Raw genomic sequence first — 21,463 nt, 5'->3', positions numbered from 1 at the left:
GTGTCAGGCAGGTCCCGAGACAGAACTGTCAGCAAGGTCATGAGACAGAACTGTCAGATTGAGAACGAGACTTCACAATTGAGTTTTTCGATCCCACCCTCGCGTCGTTGAAGCTTCGAGTGGCGGCAGACACGTGGCTGGGTTTCTCCCAATTTAAGATAAACGAACTCGAGAGGGTCGCTCACCGCTTGGACGAACTTCGGTCGGCCAAGGGCTGAGATTGGATTGGACCCGAACGTGACGGAGCGAGCATTGTCCTCAGTGGTACGGGCATCCCCGGGCAAACCACACGTTCACTGCCGGGTGGCGCGAGCGTGGCCGCTCGCACCGACGGAACCCAGGTGTGGTCCTACCCGAACATCCACGGAGATGTCGCGGTCAGTGTCGACGAAAGCGGGACCAGGACCGACAGGTACCGCTACGACCCGTTCGGGCAATCAGTCGACACCCTGACCGGGCTGATCGGCACCACTGCCGCCGACGACACCTTCCCCGACAACCTCCCAGGAGTCAACGCCGCCCTAGGCTGGGTCGGAGGCGCCGGCAAACTCACAGAGCACGCCGGAACCATCGCCACCATCGAGATGGGTGCACGACAGTACGTCGCCGCCCTCGGACGCTTCCTGAGTGTTGACCCGGTCGAAGGCGGGGTGAGTAATGCGTACGACTACCCGGCAGACCCCATCAACAAGCTTGATTTGAGCGGGCAGCGACAGGATTGCGGTACTGCGGCGTGCAACAACGCATATTACAAGGCCAATCCAAGGGCGGCAGCGCTGCAGTCCCGCATTCCTCGTGCTTCCCTTCCAAATGTAGTGACCCCAAGGCTCAGCCCGAAGATCATTTCTGGCAGTATCAATATCGTTTGGGGCGTAGCCAAGCTCGTGCAGGGTTTGTTGGGCTTGGCCGTGGCGACGGGCGCAGAGGCTACAGTCATGGGCATTCCGATAGGCGTTACAGTCGATGCCGTCGCCGCCTATCAAATCATTACGGGGGGAATGAAGATACTTCGTGGTGTACGGCAGATGCGCCAAGGACTTGACCAGCCTTATGTTTACGGTGATCTGGGGACGTACGCATGGGATACGTTTAAGGGCGTCGCTCCCTTTGGCGATCATTGGACTGATTGGGCGGGAGGATTGCCATGATCGAACTCAACATATTTGTGCAGCTTCTGATCTTGGTGATTCGAGGGGTGCTCCTGTGGATAGTGGTTCCCGTGGCCACTGTCTCTTGGATAGTGTTCTTTTGGACTACCAAATCCTCGCTCGGCTCTTGTCTAGGTTGGTTTGACCTGAATTTGAATGCTTTGATCCAGCGCGTCGTACTCAGGCCGTTCATTCGCAACCCGCCAGCGTCATGGGTCGCAATGTCGAAGATGGTGAGCACCGAACATCGAATTGCCTTCCTTACTCTTTGGTAACTCGATGAGGAGCGCGCGGAAGTCGCTGAATGCGAAGCGGTTCCGCCGCCGTTGAAGCGCTCTTTGGCGTCCCGCAACACTTAGAAAGTGGTGCTGAGTCCTCTCAGGCTCTTCATGGACGCGACAATTTTCGTAAATGGATCCCTCGGCATCACACGCCCGACCACAGCGGGCACGACTACCTCGTTCATGCGCGACCAGAACGGCTCGGTCGTGAGTATGCGCACAAGCGCCGGGAGCTTCTACTTGATCCTTTTGGCGCTGTTGGGACGCGGAGTCGTTCTCATCATCCAAGCGCCCAGTGGAGATGCTAGTGGCGGCGGAAACTTACACAACTTTGGTAATTGTGTTGAGTGCACTGGCAACTACAAGCGTTCTCGTGGGTTTGCTTTACCTCTACTGGGCAATCCGGATGAGGCGGCGACTTTCCAGGCTTCGAATTCGATCTCCCGAAGCCGTATTTTTCGACGCACAGCACCAGCAGGGCTTCAACAGTGCCCTAGTCGCCTCAGTGCGCTTCCCAAACGTCGGTTTGGGATATTTCGTAGTCCGCGTAGACGAAACCGGCGTTCGCCTCATCAAGGACTTTGCAACGCCAACTGATTTCCTGCACGTTGCTTCGGGTGAAGTAATTGATCTTCGAGTCGAGAAAATTTCCGCCGGATTCCGACAGCGCTGGAGAATTCTGCTCTCCGTTTCGCGAGAGAACCGCGTCGAGCTGCCTATTTATCTCAATGGTTCCGGTGGGCCATGATCCGGCCCATCGACGAGACAAGGTTGCGCATTGCGCTAATGACATTTCAGGAACTGAAGCTCTCCGCTGGCCCAAGGGCGCAAGGCTCGACGCCGTTACGAAGGAAATCTCGTTCCGACACCGACACCGACACCGACACCGACACCGGCAGCTGAGGCGGGCACACTGTGTGTATCTGAGGGCGTTGACGACTGGTGGGTGATGGATATTGCCCCATCCCCAACCCCGGGAGTGCCCGGCGACCTGTATGTAGACGACGGCGGTTATCTCGAGGATCGGGCGCGCGGTTGGCATTTCGATTGGATCCCGCTCGGTCCTGAGGAGGAAGCGTTGGAGAGGCGGTACTTCGGTTGGCGTCCATTGTCAGTAGCGAACTGACGCAAGCGCCGGTGAGGACGCGGCTGCCGCTGGGCGCCGCCGTGGCAGCCGGCCTTGTCGTACGCGAGAACGGGCCATATCGTGTGTGAAGTTGAGGGAATTCGAAAGTAGAGGATTTTCAAGGGGATGGCGGAGGATCCGCGCAAATGCGGTCTGAAAGCGGCCGGGCGGGGTAAGGGATACAAGGCCCTTCTCGAGAAAGGCAATCAACCCACAGTGGGTCGAATGATCCAGTCGGACAAGAAAGGCCCCCGGGTAACCGGGGGCCTTTCGTCGTTTTCGAGCGGACGCAGGCGACTCTGGCTGCGCCGTTAGAACGCGAAGACTTCCTCGTGCAGGCGGGCAGGCGGATGTCCGGCGTCCTTCAGCGCCGACCGGACAGCCCTGGACAGACCGCGCGATGCGCACACGTAGACGTCGCGGGCAGCGACGTCGGGGACGAGCCGAGTCAGGTTCGCACCGGTCATGCTGTTCCGGGGATCTGTGGACGGCCCGATCATCCACACGATCGAGGCACCGCGCAACCGGGCGATTTCCTCGAGTTCGTCGCGGAAGATCACGTCATCGTCCCGGGAGGCCCGGTAGAGGAGGGTCAGCGAGCCGTCGCCGACCTCGAGCTCTTCGAAGAGTGCGCGCATGGTAGTGATCCCAACGCCGCCGGCGATGAGCAGAACGGATTCACGAGTGCGTTTCCGGTGCGTCATGGCCCCGTACGGCCCCTCGGCGAGCACGCGCGTGCCCGGCCGGAGGGAGTGAAGCGTGTGACTGCCGTTCCCGAGCGCCTTTACGGTGATTCGGAGCAGGTCATCGCCGGGAGGCGCAGACAGCGAGAAGGGATGCGCGGAGCGCCAGACCCCCGGCGCCAGAAATCGCCAGCGGAAGAACTGACCCGCTTCGACGCGCAGTTCGTCGATGTGCCGCCCGCGCAGAATGACGCTCACGACGCCGTCCGCCTCGGGCACCAGGCGTTCGATCCGGAGGCGGTGGCGCCAGGCGTGCTCCAGCGGCTTGAGAACGCGGTAGCGGAGCACCAGGCCCAGTGCGGATACGAAGAACAGGGTCCAGGCGATCTGGAGCCCGGGCCTGCCGGCAAGGTCGGGCCCGGCCAGTTCGTGCGTGAACGAGAGCGCCAGGGCGATATAGCTGAGCAGGTGGATGCCGTGCCACGTCTCGTAGGAGACCGAGCGCCGGGCTGCCCGCACCGACATGACCGCGATCACGCCGAACAGGACCGTCCCGGCGGTCGCGGCCACCAGCCCGGGCATGCCCAGGACGGCGAGGGATGCCGTGAAGGCATCTTCCCAGTGGCTGAGCATCCAGGAATGCACGGCCGCGACCGCATGAATCACCAGGAGGACGATGAAGGCGCGACCGCCGACGCCGTGCCAGCGGGCGAGCCGGTCGGCACCGATCGAGCGTTCGAGCAACGGTGCGCGCGACATCAGGACCACCATCACCGTGACGACATATCCGGCCAGGAATCCGGTGGTGTGAGCGAGGATGGCCGAGTCGAACTGGACAGGAAACCGGACGTCGACGAAGGCGAGTGCCGCAGACAGGACGGCGCCGATCACGATCAGTGTCTTGATGAGCGCGGCCGCAACGGGCGGCCGGGGCGATTGTCGATGACCGGTCACGGCCGGCTGTCCGGCACGATCGCCGGCGCAGCCGGGGAGACCGCCGGGGCAGCAGTGACCATGGCCGCCGCCGATGCGGTCATCACGACCACGACGGCAAGGGACGTAAGCCAGTTCAGCGCGGTCCACGCGCTGCGGGAGACGCGGGAGGCGTTCACTCGGTGGTGGGGTGCAGCCGGTCCGCGAGTGCGCCGGTGGGCCGGAACTGAGGTCATGGTCCTTCCTCCAGGGTGAGAGCAGACGAGCGGAACTTTCCTCATCGGGCGACCGGAGGTGACGACGGTGCTGCGATGCGTCTTGTGCGAAAACTGCCTTCAATTGTGGTTCACATCCCGAAATTCAGGCAGCCATCGGGTAGATCCACACGAGATCCACAGTTTCATGAGGATTGCTCATCTCGGCTGATTCCTAAGGTTTAGCGTCCGGATTGACGATGAGGAAGTCACTCAGACGGGTCCACCCCTCGGGAACTTCGTCGTTGCTCTCGATGACCCGTGCTCCGCCGGTGCCGCTTCCAGACGTCCACATTCCGTCTGCGGAACCGCAGAACGAATTCGAAGGACCGTCCGGCAGTTTTGCCACCATCAGGCAGAAGCCCGGGGTGCCTCGTTGCGGATCCATGTACTTGGAGACGAAATAGCTCACATCTCTGGTGGTGCCGACTAACCGACTGGAAGCGGCATCGAGGCCGTCACTTGCAGCCTTGAGCGCCGAGGGAAGTGCGTCTTCGGGACCGGGTTTCTGCGCAAGGAACAGCCGGATCTCCGTGGTGGAGTCGTTGGCGACACAACTCGTCAGGCCGAGGCACGATGCACAGACCAATGCTGCCGCGATCCAGGCTCTGCTGGTCACTCTGAGACGAATCATGGCTAGCCCCCCGCTTGAACCCACGCTGTAGTCTTCGTGGGAAACCTAGCATGGCATCGGCCGATATTGTCGGTCCGACCAGCAACTTACATCACCGAGCGGAGGACTCGCTCGCGTCCGCATTCGTGGCGAAGGTGAACCCATTGAGCCGAGACGGCTGTGGTGGCGGATGACGGCACGCCCAACATCCGGCTGCTTGCCTGGACGGGAGTAGCGCGAGCGTAGTGAATCCGTAGGGAAACTCCGTTTCGGCGCATGGATTCCGTAAGGATGGCGCGGCCCCCCTGCGCCCGGGATGACGCTGGATTGGTGAACAGCGCTCGAATGGACCTCTCGGAACTCACGCTCAGTCGGTGGCTCTCGCCACTCCTCGACGGACGCTGCCGCTGGGGAAGCTACACGGTTTCGGCCGGTCGCTACGGCAGCACGAGCCAGCGGCTCGTGTTGTATCCGGCGGGGATCTCCGCACGGCAGCGCCGACGGGTTCGCGTGTGGCGCGGCTGGACGGTGCTCGGCCTAGTGGCCGTGTTCGGAGAGTTCGTAACGCTTGTTGAGGCGGGCGCACCGAGACTCCTGGTGATCACGTCCTGCATCGGGTTTTACGTCGCGAGCACCCTTGTCGTCGCCCATGCTGCCGGATCGATTCGTCGAGGCGTCCTCGAGCTGACCGTCGTGAGCTCCAGCCTCGCCCCCGACACGCGACTCTCCGCAGAATCCCGCTATCTGGCGGGGCTAGCTTCGACGCTGTTGATCGCCGAGGAGTCACTCGCCTGCGGAGCGTCGTCGCCTGCCGATCACGAACTGGTGTGGTCGTCCGCGTACTCCGACGCCCGGCGTCACCTCGGTGCCGGGCGGTGACGTCGGCCGGGACTTCGACAGCTCCCTAGGGCAGGGGTCCTCGGCGGGCGACGGCGCCGGCGAGGGTGGCGTGGAGCAGCGGAAGCACGGACACGGCCATGAGCACCGTTCCGAAGACGACGTCGTCGGCACGGAGCAGGATGCCGCCGATCAGCAGGGCGGTGAAGAGGACCGCAGAGATGATCCGCCGTCCCGTTCGCTCGAGACTGCCCAGGCGGCGCTCGAGCCGTGGGGTCTGCACCGTGAGGTTGCCGTCTTCGACCCGCGTGATCAGGGTATCGAGCCGCTGGGGCAGCCGGGCGATGAGTCCCGCGGCCGCCACCGTGCGCTTCGCGAGATCCTGCACCAGGTTTCCGCCTTCGGCCCGGATCAGCTGCGCGGAGTACGGCTCGACGGCGTTCCAGATGTTGAAGGCCGGGTCGAGCGAACTGCACATCCCGCTGGTCAGCGACATCGCGCGCACGATAAGCAGGAAGTTCTCCGGCAGCTGGACCGGCAGGGTGCGCACCACATCACCGAATTCGTTCGCGAAGGCGCGGAACTCGCGCGGATCGACCTCCTGCAGCTCGGCGAAGCCCATCCCGCCGAAACGCGCGAACAGCGCCGTCAGCGCCCTCTCGAGTTCCGCGGTGTCCGCGGAGGGCAGGAGCACGCCCACCTCGCGAATGCCGTCCACCATGCCCTTGCCGTTGCGGGACGCGGCGGCGATGAGCAGGTTCCGGAGACCGCGACGCAGCGCGTCGGGTACCTCGCCCATCATTCCGAAGTCGATGAACGTGAACTTCCAGGCCCGGCCTGGAGCATCCGCTGTTGTGGCCGCATCCGCGGTGGCGAGGGGGGTGACGAAGATATTGCCCGGGTGCGGGTCGGCGTGGAAATAGCCGTTGACGAAGAGCTGGTCGAACATGACCGCCGCGAACTCGGTGGCGACTTCAGCCGGATCGATGCCTGCCGCCCTGAGCCCATCGACGTCATTGATCTTGATGGCCGTGACGTCCTGCAGGGTCAGCACCCGCCGCGTCGTTCGCTCCCACACGAGCTCGGGAACGCTGACGCGGGCGTCGTCGGCGAAGTTCCCCGCGAACCGTTCCGCGCTCGCGGCCTCGTGCAGGTAGTCGATCTCCTCGAGGCTCGTCACCGCGAACTCCTCGACGAGGACGGGCATGTCGACCCGATCCGAAACGAGGCGAATGTGGCTGAGCCAGCCGGCGACGCGGCGAAGGGCCCGGAGGTCGACGTCGACGATCGCACCGATGCCCGGTCGCTGGATCTTCACGACGACGTCCAGCAGGCCGGTCTCGGCAGCATCCATTTCCGAGAGCCGCGCGCGGTGGACCTGACCGAGGGATGCCGCGGCGAGAGGGGTCGGGTCGACGAACGAGAACGCGCGCTCGAGTGTCACCCCCAATTCGGACTCGGCGAGGGCTCGGATGGCCGGGAACGGCACGGCCGGGACCTCGTCCTGCAGGCCCTCGAGCTCCTTGGTGATCTCGGGCGGCAGCACGTCGAGCCGGGACGACATGAACTGGCCGACCTTGATCATGAGGCCGCCCAGGTCGACCGCGAGCACGTGGAAGCGCTGCGCGATGCGCTGGAGCCGCGCCGACCGGTTGCGCGCCGAGAGCCGGGCGAGTCCGATCCGGGGCAGGAACAGTTCGTACCACCAGGTCTGCACCAGGTACCGCGCGGCGAACCGCAGGATCCGGCGGTAGCGGGCGCGCATGTTCCCGTCGTCGGTCATCGGATCTCCTTGACGCCGGCGTGCTTCGGGCACTCGTTCAATCCTGGGCGAGGATGGAGTACAACTGGCGACGCGCCTCGTCGAGCACGGCGACGGCCTTGTCCACCTGCTCCGGGCTGCCGGAGCGCCCGACCTGCGCGGCGGCCTGGGCCAGGCCGATTCCCGCCTTGGGCAGTGCGGTCGCCCGGCCGCTGTCGCGGGCACTCGGGGCCTCCCAGGGGGCGGAGGTCTCGGCTGCGGCATCCGCTACCGCGCGGCCCTCGTCCGTGAGCGCATAGGTCTTGCGACCGTTGGCCTCCTCGGCCGTGATGAAACCCTCGTCGGCGAGCAGCTGGAGCGCCGGATACACCGAGCCGGGGCTCGGCTTCCACGCCCCGTTGCTGCGCTCCTCGATCTCGTGGATGATCTGGTAGCCGTGCATCGGCTGCTCCAGGAGGAGCGCGAGCACCGCGGCACGGACGTCGCCGCGCCCGACCCTCGTGCCGACCTTCTGTTCGAACTGCCCGCGCAACTGCTCCATCGCTTCCCAGATGGCGTTTCCGGCCCAACCTTCGCCCGGTCCGCCCTTGCGACCCGGGAATCCGTCTCCCATAAATGAACCACTCATGATGACCTCCTCAGCGCCGTACCAGAGCTCGACGATACCTAACGATATAACGTTCAACTCTGATCTCGAGCTGGATTTCACGGCGGCGCGCCCGTGTGTCGCGCGGGTTCTCAGCCGGAGCAGTCCTGAGCGTAGGCTCATTCCGTCAGGGCAAACGGTGTTCCGCCCAATGGAACATGTGTTGGTGTGCCCTGCGGTAGTTCTCAAGGAAGAGATTCAGTTCATGAGCGAGAAACTCGCGTCATCCCGATGGTCACGGCTCATGCCGGTCATCTTCATCACCTACAGCCTGGCGTACCTCGACCGCTCGAATTACAGTCTGGGCGCCGCCGCGGGGATGGCGAAAGACCTCAACATCACGGCCAGCGCCTCGGCCTTCCTTGCAGCCCTGTTCTTCCTCGGCTACTTCTTCTTCCAGGTGCCGAGCGCGAGTTACGCGCAACGGCGGAGCGCGAAGAAGCTGATCTTCTACGCGCTGATCCTGTGGGGCATCCTGGCCAGCTGCATCGGCATCGTCACGAACATCTGGGTGCTATTCGTCATCCGGTTCGCGATCGGAATCGTCGAGGCGGCCATCATGCCCGCGATGCTCATCCTGCTCAGTAACTGGTTCACCAGCGGCGAACGCTCCAAAGCCAACACCTTCCTGATCCTCGGCAACCCGGTCACGGTGCTGTGGATGTCCGTCGTCTCGGCCTACCTCGTCAGCAGCGTTGGCTGGCGCTGGATGTTCATCATCGAGGGTCTCCCCTCCATCATCTGGGCGTTCGTCTGGCTGCGTATGATCGACAACTCCCCGAACGACGCGAAGTGGCTGTCCGCAGGCCAGAAGAAGGACATCAACGACGAATTCGCCCGGGAACAGGTCGGACTGCACGCCGTGCCGAACTACCGCGAGGCATTCAAGCAGAAGGCCGTCATCCAGCTCTGCATCCAGTACTTCTTCTGGAGCATCGGCGTCTACGGCTTCGTCATGTGGCTCCCCTCGATCATCAAGACCGCGTCGTCCTTCGACATCGTGATCATCGGCTGGCTCACCGCCATCCCGTACCTGCTCGCGACCGTGCTGATGGTGGTCGCCTCGTTCTTCTCCGACCGGCTCCTGAAGCGGAAGCTCTTCATCTGGCCGTTCCTCCTGGTGGCGGCGGTCGCGTTCTACGCCTCCTACCTCGTCGGGACGTCCAACTTCTGGCTGTCGTTCATCCTGCTCGTGATCGCCGGCGGCGCTATGTACGCCCCGTACGGGCCGTTTTTCGCGATCGTCCCCGAGATCCTGCCGAAGAATGTCGCGGGCGGCGCGATGGCCCTCGTCAACAGCTTCGGCGCACTCGGATCCTTCGCAGGGGCCTACTTCGTCGGCTTCCTCAATAACGTCACCGGGTCGAACGATGCGTCCTATATCTTCATGGCCCTGTCACTGATCATCGCGGTCGTGTTCACGATCGTGGTGAAGGCCGTCTCGACGCCGGACTTCAAGCTGCAGGGCACCATTCCCGCGGCATCGCCCAGCGCACCGGCACTCCAGTGAGCGGCTCCCGGCCGGTGTTCGTCAACACCATGGTCTACAAAGAGGCCCTCGACGCGTCCACCACGGTCCAGGCCGACCTCGTCGCCGAGGTACTCGCGCTCGGGGCCACCGGAATCGAGATCCGCCGAGAGTACCTCTCGCCCGAGCCTGCGGCCCGGCGCGAAGAACTCCTGACGATCGCCGGCCTGGCGACCGAGGCCGGACTCGAGGTCTACTACTCCGTTCCCGAGTCGCTCTTCGTGGACGGTGAGGCCTCTCCTCTCCTGACCGGCTACCTTGACGAAGCGGCGACCCTCGGAGCTCTCAGCGTCAAGCTGAACATCGGCGAGCCCGGTGACGAGCTGACAGGGCTCGGGAGCCTGGTCGAGGCCCTGCTGGCGGCATCCGCCCGGGTCACGATCGAGAACGACCAGACCGCGCGGAACGGGCGACTGGATGTCGTGGCTGCGCTCCTCCGCGACCTGCGGGCCCAGAACGTTCCGATCGGGTACACGTTCGATGCCGGAAACTGGCTCTGGGCGGGCGTTGACCCGGTCGCCGCCCGCCCGGGAACTCGGGCGTTACGCGACGGTCTTCCACCTGAAGGACATCGGCCGCCTCGGTGGGCTGCACTCCGTGCTGCTCGACGAGGGTGACGTCGACTGGCGTTCCGTGCTCCGCGAGATCGGGACCCACGTGCCCGTGGTGCTCGAATACCCGATCCCCGACCGGGCCACCGCGGCGAGCGAACTGGCGAAGATCCGCCGGGTCCTCGCCGAACTGACCAGCGACTGAACGGAACCACATGCCCAGCACTGTCCAGAGGGACTTCGACGTCGTCACCTTCGGCGAGATCATGGCGATGTTCGTCGCGGAGGAGACCGGTCCGCTCGCCCGGGTCGACCGCTTCACCCGCAGGCTGGCGGGCGCGGAATTCAATGTCGCCGTCGGTCTGCGGCGGCTCGGCCACAGCGTCGGGTTCATCACGCGTCTCGGCACGGACCCGTTCGGTGAATTCGTCCTGCAGCAGCTCGAGGCGAACGGCATCGATGTCGGCCAGGTCGACCTGCACGCGAGCGAACCGACCGGGTTCCAGCTGAAGAACAGGCCGGGCGAGGACGAAGACCCGCTCGTGGTCTACTTCCGGTCGCACTCAGCGGCACGTACGCTCGCGCCCACCGAGGCGACGGCCGCTTACGTGCGCCGTGCCGGGCATGTGCACCTGACCGGGATCCCGCTCGCGCTCGGCGACGGACCGCGGCACCTCGCCGCCCAGGCCGTCGATGTTGCACGTGAAACCGGCGCGACGGTGAGTTTCGATCCGAACCTGCGCCCCAGCCTCTGGGCCGACACCGCGGAAATGGTGCACGCGATCAATGAGATCGCCGTGCAGGCGGACTGGGTGCTGCCCGGCACGAGCGAAGGGCACATCCTCACCGGGGAGACCACCCCGGCGGGAATCGCCCGCTGGTACCTCGATCGCGGCGTGAAGGTCGTCGCGGTCAAGGCCGGTTCACGCGGGGCCGAACTCTTCGCCGCGGACGGGACGCACGCGAGCTGCCCGCCGTTCTCGGTGTCTGTCGTCGACACGGTCGGCGCGGGTGACGGCTTCTCCGCTGGACTCCTCAGTGCGGCCCTCGACGGGCTCCCACTCGCCGACTGGGTGCACCGCGCCGGCGCGGTCGGCGCGCTGGCCACGACGTCGCGCGGTGACCAGGAGGGCCTGCCCGACCGGGCCGGACTCGCTACATTCCTCGAGGCGCATGCGCCGGCATCCATTTGATCAGGGAGACTGACAGCATGACCACCACCGTAACGCTCCGCGTCGTCGTCGCAACACCACTGAGCGAGGAGCTCTGCCTGCTGATCGAGCGGGCGGAACCCCGCATCGAGCTCGTGCGTGACCAGGCCCTGCTGCCGCCGATGCGCCGTCCTGCCGACTACCGCGGCGACCCCGCCTTTCGGCGCACGACCGGTCAGCAGGCCGACTTCGAGCGGATGCTCGACTCGGCCGACGTGCTCTTCGGCATTCCCGACGTGAACCCGGTCGCCCTTCGCCGAACCGTTGAGGCGAATCCGGGACTCCGCTGGGTGCAGGTGATGGCGGCGGGCGGTGGCTCGCAGGTCAAGTCCGCAGGCCTCGGTCAGGCCGATCTCGACCGGGTGGTCTTCACGACCTCGGCCGGGGTGCACGGCGGCCCGCTCGCCGAATTCGCGATCTTCGGCATCATGTCCGGAGCGAAGCAGCTGCCCGTGCTCCAAAGCGACCAGCGCGCGCACGCGTGGCCGGAGCGCAGGGCCCTCGGCCAGGTGCGCGACCAGACGGTGCTCGTCATCGGGCTGGGCGGAGTGGGGCGCGAGGTCGCCCGGCTCGCGAAGGGGCTCGGGATGCGTGTGATCGGGACAAGCAGGGACGACCTGCCCGTTCCCTTCGTCGACGAGCTGATCCGAACGGAGGACCTCGCGGCCGGAGCCGCGAGTGCGGACGCGATCGTCGTCGCCCTGCCGGGAACGGCCGCGACCCTGAAACTTGTCGGTGAGAACGTCTTCGGCGCGGTCCGGCCGGGAACGACCTTCGTCAGCATCGCGCGTGGCACCGTCGTGGACGAGGACGCCCTCATCCGTGCCCTCGAGTCTGGCCGGATCGGCTTCGCCGCCCTCGACGTGTTCGCGAAGGAACCGCTCGACACCGCGAGCGCGCTCTGGGACTTCCCGAACGTCGTGATCAGCCCCCACACCGCCGCCCTCGACGCCGAGGAGGAACGCCGGATCGCCGAGCTCTTCGCCGACAACGCGACCCGGTTCCTCGACGGCCTCCCCCTCCGCAACATCGTCAACACGGTCGAGTTCTACTGAGTCGATCGTTCCCAGGCCTGGCCTGCTGTCCGAATCGGCGCGCAGTCAGGTGCGGCGACTAGGGTCGGACGGATGCATACTCCGACCTCGTCTCTCCCCTCCGTCTCTCCCACCCCCGGTTTCGTGCGGGTGCGGGGAGCCAGGGAGAACAACCTGAGGGATGTCGACGTCGACGTGCCCCGCGACGCGATCGTCGCGTTCACCGGCGTCTCCGGTTCCGGCAAGTCGTCGCTCGCCTTCGGCACGATCTTCGCAGAGGCCCAGCGCCGGTTCCTCGAATCGGTGGCCCCGTACGCCCGCCGACTGATCCAGCAGGGCCACACCCCGCAGGTGGACGAGATCACGGGCCTCCCTCCCGCGGTCGCCCTGCAGCAGCGGCGCGGCACGCCGAGTTCGCGGTCCACGGTTGGCACCCTGACGACCCTGTCGAATTCACTGCGCATGATGTATTCCCGTGCGGGCACGTACCCGGCGGATGCGCCCAGGCTCGAATCGGACTCCTTTTCTCCGAATACCGTGGCCGGGGCGTGCCCGCGCTGCCACGGGCTCGGAATCGCGCACCTCCCGACGCGCGCGAGCCTCGTGCCCGACGGGACCCTCAGCATCCGCGAGGGCGCCGTCGCGGCGTGGCCGGGCGCCTGGCAGGGCAAGAACCTCCGCGACATCCTGATCGCCCTCGGCTACGACGTCGACGTGCCGTGGAACGACCTCCCCGCTGAGAGCAGGGACTGGATCCTTTTCACCGAGGAGCAGCCCGTCGTGGAGATAACGCCGCAGCGCGACCGGGTCGCCAAGCCGTACCAGGGCCGGTTCTGGAGTGCGCGCAGCTACGTCCTGCACACCCTCGCCGACTCGCAGAGCCAGAGTCAGCGGGAGCGCGCGCTCCGGTTCGTGGAGTCCGGACCCTGCTCGCTCTGCGACGGGAGCGGACTCACCCCGGCCGCCCTCGCCGTGACGGTGGCCGGGCTCTCCATCTCCCAGCTGGCCGGGCTGCCGCTCACCACCCTCGCCGAGACCCTCCGCCCGCTCACGCAGGCCGGTTCCGCCGGGCGCGGCGAGGCATCCGCCGGGGTCGAAGCCACGATCAGCCGCGACCTGCTCGCGCGCATCGAGGTGCTGGTCGATCTCGGCCTCGGCTACCTCAGCCTCTCGCGCTCCACCCCGACGCTCTCGCCCGGTGAGATGCAGCGCCTCCGGATCGCGACCCAGTTGAGGTCTGGACTCTTCGGCGTCGTCTACGTGCTCGACGAGCCCTCTGCGGGTCTGCACCCCGCCGACGCCGAACCCCTCCTCGTCGTGCTCGAGCAGCTCAAGTCTTCCGGCAACTCCGTCTTCGTCGTCGAACACAACATGGACGTCGTGCGCGCCGCCGACTGGGTCATCGACGTCGGTCCGCACGCAGGAACCGGCGGCGGCGAGGTGCTCTACAGCGGTCCGGTCGGCGGGCTCGCCGGGGTCCCGGAGTCGGTGACACGGCGGTTCCTGTTCCCCGCTTCCGACACGACGGATGCCGCGGTCCCGGCGCCGGCGCGGAGGGAACCACACGCCTGGCTCGGCCTGCGCGGGGTCAACGTGCACAACCTTCAGGATCTCGACGCCGAGTTCCCGCTCGGGCTCCTCACCGCGGTCACTGGCGTTTCCGGATCGGGAAAATCATCTCTGATCAGCCAGATCGTCGCCGATGACCCGGTTGACCGCCTTGTCACCGTCGACCAGAAGCCGATCGGACGCACTCCCCGCTCGAACCTCGCCACCTATACCGGCCTGTTCGACGCGGTCCGCGCGGCCTTCGCGGCCACCCCCGCAGCCCGCAGCCGCGGCTTCGGGGCGGGACACTTCTCCTTCAACGTCGCCGGCGGCCGCTGCGAGACCTGCCTCGGGGAGGGCTCCGTCACCGTTGAACTCCTCTTCCTCCCCGGCAGCTACGCCCTGTGCCCGGCGTGCCACGGTTCCCGGTACAACCCGGAGACCCTCGAGGTCGACTACCGCGGCAAGACCATCGCAGAGGTCCTCGGGCTCAGCGTCGACGATGCCGCCGGGTTCCTCGCCGACGTGCCTGCGGCCGCCCGCAGCCTCGAGACCCTCCGCGAGGTCGGCCTCGGCTACCTCCGCCTCGGCCAGCCCGCCACAGAGCTCTCCGGTGGGGAAGCCCAGCGCATCAAGCTCGCCTCCGAGCTCCAACGTGCCCGCCGCGGCCACACCCTGTACCTGCTCGACGAACCGACAACGGGCCTGCACCCGGCGGATGTGCAGCTCCTGCTCGCCCAGCTGAACCGGCTGGTCGACGCGGGCAACACCGTCGTCGTTGTCGAACACAACCTCGACGTCATCGCGGCGGCCGACTGGGTGATCGACCTCGGCCCGTCCGGAGGGGACGCTGGCGGCCGTATCCTCGTGGCCGGTCCGCCGGAGGTCGTCGCCACCCACGCCGAGAGCAGGACGGCCCCCTATCTCGAGCGGCGACTGCAGGCGTAGGCGACGCTCAGGCGTTTCGGACCAGCCGGAGCACCGGAATCCGGCGTTCGACGGCCCGCTCCTGGTAGCCGGCGAAGCCGGGCGCGAGGGCGATGATCTTCGCCCAGGCTCTGGCGTGCTCGTCGCCGTCCAAATCGGTCGCGGTGACCGCGACCGTCCCTTCCGGGGTCTCGATGGAGGTCTCCGGGTGCGAGAGCAGGTTGAAGTACCAGGCCGGGTGCTGGGGCCGGCCGCCGGCGGAGGCGACCACGAGCCAGGCGTCCCCGTCGCGGATGGACATCACCGGGCTGACGCGCTCGGCACCCGTGCGCGCCCCGGTCGTGTGCAGGAGCACGAGGTTGGACCCGAACCCGGCCGTGGTGACATGACCGTTGTTCTCCCGGAACTCCGAGATGATCTGTTCGTTGAAGTCGCTCACTAGACTGCCTCTCGTCGACGAGCTGCCGGTGCAGGGATTTTACAACGGGAAGAGGATCTCATGAGTGGTGAGCTGGTTCTGGTGACCGGTGGGTCTGGCTTCGTCGGCGCGCACTGCATCGTGCGGCTCCTCGCCGCCGGCTACCGGGTGCGCACGACGGTGCGCTCCCTCACCCGGGAGCCCGAGGTGCGCGCGATGGTCGCCGCGGGCGGGGCGGATGCCGGCAGCGCCCTCTCGTTCACCGTCGCCGACCTGCTCTCCGACGCCGGTTGGGCGGAAGCGGTGAACGGCTGCGCCTTCGTCCTGCACGTCGCCTCACCCTTCCCCGCACGTGAGCCGGCGGACGAGGACGAGCTCATCGTCCCCGCCCGCGACGGCGCACTGCGGGTGCTCCGGGCCGCGCGGGACGCCGGCGTGCGGCGGGTCGTGCTGACCTCTTCGTTCGCCGCCGTCGGGTATGGCGCCCAGCATCCGGACCGCCCGTTCACCGAGGACGACTGGACGGACCCGACCGCCTCAGTGAGCGCATACGTCAGGTCGAAGACCATCGCCGAACGTGCGGCCTGGGACTTCGTCGATCGCGAGGGAGGCACCCTCGAGCTCACGGTGATCAACCCGGTCGGAATCTTCGGACCCGTGCTCGGGACAGACCTCTCCAGTTCCGTCGAACTCCTCCGCGGGCTCCTGAAGGGTGCTGTGCCCGCGGTGCCGCGGATCGAGACCAACATCGTCGACGTGCGCGATGTCGCCGACCTGCACGTGCGCGCCATGACGAGCCCGCTCGCGCCCGGCGAACGGTTCCTCGCCGTCGCCGGACCCCCGATGACCTTTCCGGAGATCGCAGCCCTGCTGAGGTCGAACCTCGGCGACGTCGCGAGTCGGGTGCCCCGCCGGGTGATGCCGACCTGGCTCGTCCGTGTCCTCGCCCCGTTCAGCGCCCCGCTCCGGCAGGTCGCCCCGCAACTCGGCACGACGCGGAACGCCTCCCATGACAAGGCCAGGCGGATGCTCGGCTGGGAACCTCTGTCCAACGAGGAGGCCATCCTCGCCACCGCGGAGAGCCTCGTGCGCCTCCGGCTTCTCTGACCGGCGGCGCACGAGAGGCGGGATCAGTCGACCTGGTCCATGAAGTCGGTCAGGTGCGCGATCGTCGGGATCGACGAGGTGATCACGGTGCCGTCGTCGCGACGTCCGCCCTCGATCGCAGCCGGCGACGGAGCCCCGGGAGTGCGGGCGCCCTGGTGCTCGAGCGGGACGATGACGGGCTGGCCGAGACGCACCGTGAAAGCGGGCGCCCCGCGCACGGCGAGCTTCGCCTCGACGCCGGCCTCGACGGTCACCTCGACCTCGTCCTGCCTGAGGTCGATCCGGAGCCGGGTGCCCTTGAGCGTGATCCGGAAGGTGAGCCCCTCCCAGCCTTCCGGCAGCCGCGGGTCGAGGGTGACCCGGCCGTTGTGGTCGCGCATGCCGCCGAATCCGTAGACGAGGGCGCTCCAGACTCCACCGGCGGATGCGACGTGGACGCCGTCCGCCGCGTTGTGGTGCAGGTCTGCGAGGTCGACGAACAGGCCGGAGGTGAAGTACCGGAGCGCGAGCTCGTGGTACCCGACTTCGGCCGCGATGATCGACTGGACCACGTCGGACAGGGTCGAGTCGCCGGTCGTGAGCGGGTCGTAGTAGTCGAAGTCGGCGAGCTTCTCCTCCGGAGTGAACTGGTCCCCCTGCAGGAGCAGCGCGAGGACCACATCCGCTTGCTTGAGGACCTGGAAGCGGTAGATCACGAGCGGGTGGTAGTGCAGCAGCAACGGCCGGTTCTGCGGAGGCGTCTGGGACAGGTCCCAGCGTTCCTTCTCGAGGAACTGCGCGTCCTGCGGGTGGATGGCCAGGCCCTTGTCGAAGGGAATGTGCATCGCCTCGGCGGCGAAGGCCCACTCGGCGATCTCGGTGTCCTGGAGGTTCAGCCGGGCGACCATGGCGTCGTAGGCGTCGCGGTCGATGTACCGCAGCCGGCGGACCGCGGTCACGGCGTTCCGCAGGTTCGAGCGCGCCATGATGTTCGTGTACAGGTTGTCGTTGACGACGGTCGTGTACTCGTCCGGCCCGGTGACACCGTGGATGTGGAACACGTCGTTGCCGTGCCCGTTGCCGCGCCAGAAGCCGAGGTCCGCCCACATCCGGCTCGTCTCGACGAGGATGTCGATGGCCTCGCGGGCGAGGAAGTCCTCGTCGCCGGTTGCGGCGACGTACTGGCTGAGCGCATAGGCGATGTCGGCGTCGATGTGGTACTGGGCCGTGCCCGCCGCGTAATACGCGGAGGACTCGAGCCCGTTGATCGTGCGCCACGGGAACAGGGCGCCGAGCTGGTTGAGCTCCGTCGCGCGGTCCCTGGCCTGGTCCAGCATGCCGTGCCGGAAACGCAGCGCGTTGCGGGCCGCGTTCGGAGAGGTATAGGTCAGGAACGGCAGGACGTAGACCTCCGTGTCCCAGAAATAGTGGCCGCCGTAGCCGGAGCCGGACACGCCCTTTGCGGAGACGCCCTGGCCGTCGGCGCGCATCGAGGCCTGGGCGAGCTGGAACAGGTTCCAGCGCACGGCCTGCTGCAGCACGGGCTGCCCGGGAAGCTGCACGTCGGTGCGCGCCCAGAAGTCGGTGAGCCATTCCTGCTGGCGGGCGATGAACGATTCGATGCCCTCGTCCCGCGCGCGGTCCAGGGTGCGGTCGCACCGGTCGGCGAGTTCGTGAGTGGGCACGCCCGCGGAGGTGTGGTAGCTGAGCGTCTTCGTGATGTGGATCGAATTGCCCTGCTTGGCCTTGATCGTGTACACGTGCTTGGCGAGGTCGTCGCCGATAGCGGAGGACTCGACGAACTCGTTGGCTGTCTCGATCTGGTGGTCGGCGGCGCAGGCGATCGTCATCGCCGAGTTCGTGCAGCGGAAGCCGAGGATGTACCGGCCGCCGGAAGCGCGCTTGAAGCGTGGCTGCAGCACCCGGTCGGTGAAGGACTCCGCCTTGCGCGGGTCCCAGTCTGTCGTCATCGAGCCCTTGGGCCGGTCGTACTCGCTGATGCCGTCCTGGCGGTTCAGGATCTGGCTCGAGATCACGACGGACGCATCCGCGTCGAGCATGGTGACCTCGTAGTCGATGATCGCGAGGTGCCGGTCGGTGAACGACACCATCCGGCGGGACCGGATCAGGACGCGCTTGCCCGATGGCGTGCGCCAGACGAGTGAGCGAGAGAGGATGCCGGTGGTGAAGTCGAGCCGGCGCTCGTAGCTGAGCAACTCGGCGAGGGTCAGCACGAGCGGTTCGTCGTCGACGTAGACGCGGATCATCTTGGCGTCGGGAGCGTTGACGATCGTCTGGCCGACGCGGGCGAAACCGAAGGCCTCTTCCGCGTGCCGGATCGGCCAGGTCTCGTGGAAACCGTTGATGTATGTGCCCTGGACGTGGCCGTCCCTGCCCTCGTCGACGTTGCCGCGCAGGCCGAGGTAGCCGTTGCCGACCGCGAAGAGGGTCTCGGTGCGTCCGATGTCGGCTCCGGTGAACGCCGTCTCGACGAGGGCCCATTCGTCGACCGGGAAGCGATTGCGGTCGAGAGGGTCCTGGATGACCTCTTCGGTCAGGTTCATGCGGTGGCCTCCTGCGTTGCGGTTTCGGGTGACGTGCTGGGCTCGGACGGGCGGGGCACCAGTTCATCGAGGTCTGAGACGACAATATCGGCTCCGGCGTCCAGAAGGGTCTGCGGTCCGACGCCGCGGTCGACGCCGAGGACCAGCCCGAAATCACCGGCGCGGCCGGCCTGCACTCCCGACTCGGCGTCTTCGACCACGACGCACTCTGCCGGCGTGAGACCGAGCAGCTCGGCGCCGAGTTCATAGGTGTCCGGCGCGGGCTTCCCGGCGAGCCGACGCTCGGCGGCGAGGTTGCCGTCGACGACGATACCGAAGCGATCACGGATGCCCGCTGCCCCGAGGGTGAGTTCGCCGTTGCGGGAACTCGTGACGACGGCGACCTGCAGCCCGGCGTTGACCACGTAGTCGAGGAAGTCGAGGGAACCCTGGTACGGAGTCACGCCGTCTTCCGCGAGGGTCTCGTTGAAGGCCGCGTTCTTGCGGTTGCCGAGGCCGCACACGGTGTCCTGCGTCGGGGCATCCGTGGGGTCGCCGTCTGGCAGCATGATCCCGCGCGAGGCGAGGAGGCTGCGCACGCCGTCGTAGCGGGGCTTGCCGTCGATATACCTGAAGTAGTCGGCATCGCTATAGGAGGGACTCACCCCCTGGTCTTCGAGGAAGGGGGTGAAGAGCCGGGACCACGCGACCATGTGCACGTCGGCGGTGGGAGTCAGCACGCCGTCGAGGTCGAAGAGCACGCCACGCAAACCGAGGATGCGGTCGCGGGCCTGGGCTGGCGAAAGGGGAAATGTCGGAGAAGTCATAGACGGGAGCTCTTCTCGATAGATGCCTGAAAATGGAGGCGCCGGGGAATGGTGGGGGGATGTATTCGCCCGGGTGTCGACATCTCGGCGGCGGTGACGAGGATCGCGAGCGACGCGGGTCCACCGGGTCCGGGGTGGGCCTGCGCCTGAGTACAAAACAAGCCTATGCCCTGTGCCTCCGGCGAGTAGACTTTCTCTAAGTGAAACGATTCAACGTTGAACGCACACAGAGAGAAGTCAGACAATGATCACTCGCATGATCTGGAACCAAACGGCACACTTCGGCGCAGGGGCCATTAGCGTCATCCCCGGTGAAATAGCCTCCCGCGGCTTCACCAAGGCCTTTGTGGTCTCGGACAAGGTGCTCGTCACGACCGGCGTCACCGGCAAGGTCACGTCACTCCTCGACGATGCCGGAATCCCTTATGAGGTTTATTCGGACGTCACCCCGAACCCGCCGATCGAAGCGGTCAAGCGCGGCGTCGCGGCCTTCGCGGCCTCGGGCGCAGACGTATTGATCGGCATCGGCGGCGGCTCGCCGCAGGACACCTGCAAGGCCATCGGCATCATCACGAACAACCCCGAGTTCGCGGACGTGCGCTCGCTCGAGGGCGTCGCGGCCACGAAGCGGGCCTCCGTTCCGATCATCGCCGTTCCGACGACGGCGGGAACCGCATCGGAGACCACGATCAACTACGTGATCACCGACGTCGAACGCTCCCGCAAGTTCGTCTGCGTCGACCCGCACGCGATTCCGATCGTCGCCGTCGTCGATTCCGAGATGATGTCATCCGCGCCACGTTCGCTCAAGGTCGCCACAGGACTGGACGCGCTCACCCACGCGATCGAGGGCTACACGACCAAGGGCGCCTGGGAACTCTCCGACCTCTTCCACCTCAAGGCGATCACGATGATCGCCGAGTCCCTCGCCGCCGCCGCCGACGGCGACCCGGTTGCCGCGGACCGGATGGCCCTCGCCCAGTACATCGCGGGAATGGGCTACTCCAACGTCGGCCTCGGCCTCGTGCACGGGATGGCCCACCCGCTCGGCGCCTTCTACAACGCCCCGCATGGCGTGGCCAACGGCATCCTGCTCGCCCCCGTGATGGCGTTCAACGCCGACGCGACCGGCGACCGCTTCCGCGACATCGCGGTGGCCTTCGCGGTCGCCGGTGCCGCAGACCTGTCGGTCGAGGATGCCCGCACCGCGGCCGTCACTGCCGTCACGGCGTTCGCCCGCGACCTCGGCAACCCGACGACACTGCGCGAGATCGGTGCGAAGGAGGAGGACCTCCCGGCACTCGCCCAGGCCGCCTTCGACGACGTCTGCACCGGCGGTAACCCGCGCGACGTGACCGTCGAGCAGATCCTCGCGCTGTACACCTCGATCTACTGATCCCAGAGTCACCTTTCCGGTCGAGAGTGACCCGTATACCGGGCGCTCTCGACCGGAAAGGTAGACCTCGGGTTGGTCGATTGAGAACAGGAGCGGCCGGCGCGTGTGCGC

General features: G+C 66.5%; 19 protein-coding genes. 11 read left to right on the top strand and 8 right to left on the bottom strand.

All coding sequences use genetic code 11. The features are described from left to right. The first annotated feature begins 314 nt into the window (after positions 1-314). Together QN357_RS09305 and QN357_RS09300 are read left to right on the top strand one after the other, a co-directional pair. On the top strand, positions 315-1,148 hold the full coding sequence (locus QN357_RS09305; RefSeq protein ID WP_322188966.1) for an RHS repeat-associated core domain-containing protein: 834 nt from the start codon (positions 315-317) through the stop codon (positions 1,146-1,148). 588 nt (positions 1,149-1,736) lie between these two features. After that, positions 1,737-2,177 carry a hypothetical protein gene (locus tag QN357_RS09300; protein ID WP_322188964.1) on the top strand — a complete coding sequence of 147 codons (441 nt, stop codon included), beginning with the start codon at positions 1,737-1,739 and terminating at the stop codon, positions 2,175-2,177. 689 nt (positions 2,178-2,866) lie between these two features. Here the strand turns inward: QN357_RS09300 and QN357_RS09295 are convergent. The 3 genes from QN357_RS09295 to QN357_RS09285 form a co-directional block, all read right to left on the bottom strand. After that, positions 2,867-4,192, bottom strand: a complete 1,326-nt coding sequence (locus QN357_RS09295; protein WP_322188962.1) for a ferredoxin reductase family protein — start codon at positions 4,190-4,192, stop codon at positions 2,867-2,869. After that, a complete protein-coding gene (locus QN357_RS09290) occupies positions 4,189-4,407 on the bottom strand; it encodes a hypothetical protein (RefSeq protein WP_134448596.1) in 219 nt (72 codons plus the stop codon). The genes QN357_RS09295 and QN357_RS09290 overlap by 4 nt, the downstream gene beginning before the upstream one ends. 193 nt (positions 4,408-4,600) lie before the next feature. Then, complete coding sequence (locus tag QN357_RS09285; protein WP_323504794.1) at positions 4,601-5,044, bottom strand: hypothetical protein; 444 nt, start codon at positions 5,042-5,044, stop codon at positions 4,601-4,603. A 339-nt stretch (positions 5,045-5,383) separates the two neighbouring features. Between QN357_RS09285 and QN357_RS09280 the strand changes: the two genes are divergently transcribed. Beyond that, positions 5,384-5,917 carry a DUF6611 family protein gene (locus tag QN357_RS09280; protein WP_134448600.1) on the top strand — a complete coding sequence of 178 codons (534 nt, stop codon included), beginning with the start codon at positions 5,384-5,386 and terminating at the stop codon, positions 5,915-5,917. Between the two features lie 25 nt (positions 5,918-5,942). Here the strand turns inward: QN357_RS09280 and QN357_RS09275 are convergent, their stop codons facing one another. Continuing rightward, positions 5,943-7,658: an ABC1 kinase family protein gene (locus QN357_RS09275; RefSeq protein WP_134448602.1), complete on the bottom strand. Its 1,716-nt coding sequence runs from the start codon at positions 7,656-7,658 to the stop codon at positions 5,943-5,945. Between the two features lie 37 nt (positions 7,659-7,695). Then, positions 7,696-8,265 carry a PadR family transcriptional regulator gene (locus QN357_RS09270; RefSeq protein WP_134448604.1) on the bottom strand — a complete coding sequence of 190 codons (570 nt, stop codon included), beginning with the start codon at positions 8,263-8,265 and terminating at the stop codon, positions 7,696-7,698. A 223-nt stretch (positions 8,266-8,488) separates the two neighbouring features. On the opposite strand from QN357_RS09270, the gene QN357_RS09265 reads away from it, so the two are divergent. The 6 genes from QN357_RS09265 (at position 8,489) to QN357_RS09240 (ending at position 15,103) form a co-directional block, all read left to right on the top strand. Continuing rightward, a complete protein-coding gene (locus QN357_RS09265; protein WP_134448606.1) occupies positions 8,489-9,793 on the top strand; it encodes an MFS transporter in 1,305 nt (434 codons plus the stop codon). Further along, the gene (locus QN357_RS09260; protein WP_323504793.1) at positions 9,790-10,428 is read left to right on the top strand and encodes a hypothetical protein; all 639 of its coding nucleotides are present in this window, start codon (positions 9,790-9,792) and stop codon (positions 10,426-10,428) included. Before QN357_RS09265 ends, QN357_RS09260 begins: the two co-directional genes overlap by 4 nt. Continuing rightward, complete coding sequence (locus tag QN357_RS09255) at positions 10,409-10,567, top strand: hypothetical protein (protein ID WP_323504792.1); 159 nt, start codon at positions 10,409-10,411, stop codon at positions 10,565-10,567. Before QN357_RS09260 ends, QN357_RS09255 begins: the two co-directional genes overlap by 20 nt. Positions 10,568-10,577: 10 nt before the next feature. Beyond that, positions 10,578-11,555 carry a sugar kinase gene (locus QN357_RS09250; RefSeq protein WP_322188955.1) on the top strand — a complete coding sequence of 326 codons (978 nt, stop codon included), beginning with the start codon at positions 10,578-10,580 and terminating at the stop codon, positions 11,553-11,555. A 17-nt stretch (positions 11,556-11,572) separates the two neighbouring features. Beyond that, positions 11,573-12,628, top strand: coding sequence for a D-2-hydroxyacid dehydrogenase (locus QN357_RS09245; RefSeq protein ID WP_323504791.1), 1,056 nt, complete (start codon positions 11,573-11,575; stop codon positions 12,626-12,628). A 72-nt stretch (positions 12,629-12,700) separates the two neighbouring features. Then, positions 12,701-15,103 (top strand): excinuclease ABC subunit UvrA, encoded by a 2,403-nt coding sequence (locus QN357_RS09240; RefSeq protein WP_322188951.1) that lies wholly within the window; start codon positions 12,701-12,703, stop codon positions 15,101-15,103. Between the two features lie 7 nt (positions 15,104-15,110). Here the strand turns inward: QN357_RS09240 and QN357_RS09235 are convergent, their stop codons facing one another. Further along, on the bottom strand, positions 15,111-15,521 hold the full coding sequence (locus tag QN357_RS09235) for a nitroreductase/quinone reductase family protein (protein ID WP_134448616.1): 411 nt from the start codon (positions 15,519-15,521) through the stop codon (positions 15,111-15,113). Between the two features lie 60 nt (positions 15,522-15,581). On the opposite strand from QN357_RS09235, the gene QN357_RS09230 reads away from it, so the two are divergent. Next, entirely contained in the window at positions 15,582-16,607 is a 1,026-nt protein-coding gene (locus tag QN357_RS09230) for an SDR family oxidoreductase (protein ID WP_134558166.1), read from the top strand. A gap of 23 nt (positions 16,608-16,630) precedes the next feature. Here the strand turns inward: QN357_RS09230 and QN357_RS09225 are convergent, their stop codons facing one another. Both QN357_RS09225 and QN357_RS09220 read right to left on the bottom strand, forming a co-directional pair. Beyond that, complete coding sequence (locus tag QN357_RS09225) at positions 16,631-19,150, bottom strand: glycoside hydrolase family 65 protein (protein ID WP_134448620.1); 2,520 nt, start codon at positions 19,148-19,150, stop codon at positions 16,631-16,633. After that, the gene (locus tag QN357_RS09220) at positions 19,147-19,956 is read right to left on the bottom strand and encodes an HAD-IA family hydrolase (RefSeq protein WP_323504790.1); all 810 of its coding nucleotides are present in this window, start codon (positions 19,954-19,956) and stop codon (positions 19,147-19,149) included. Before QN357_RS09220 ends, QN357_RS09225 begins: the two co-directional genes overlap by 4 nt. 256 nt (positions 19,957-20,212) lie before the next feature. On the opposite strand from QN357_RS09220, the gene fucO reads away from it, so the two are divergent. Continuing rightward, positions 20,213-21,352 (top strand): lactaldehyde reductase, encoded by a 1,140-nt coding sequence (gene fucO, locus QN357_RS09215; RefSeq protein ID WP_241975203.1) that lies wholly within the window; start codon positions 20,213-20,215, stop codon positions 21,350-21,352. Positions 21,353-21,463: the final 111 nt, after the last annotated feature.

The organism is Cryobacterium sp. RTC2.1 (genome assembly GCF_035018685.1).
Classification (GTDB): Bacteria; Actinomycetota; Actinomycetes; order Actinomycetales; family Microbacteriaceae; genus Cryobacterium; species Cryobacterium glucosi.
Note: the sequence above shows the minus strand (reverse complement) of the source record. Positions and strands in the feature narration are given on the sequence as shown.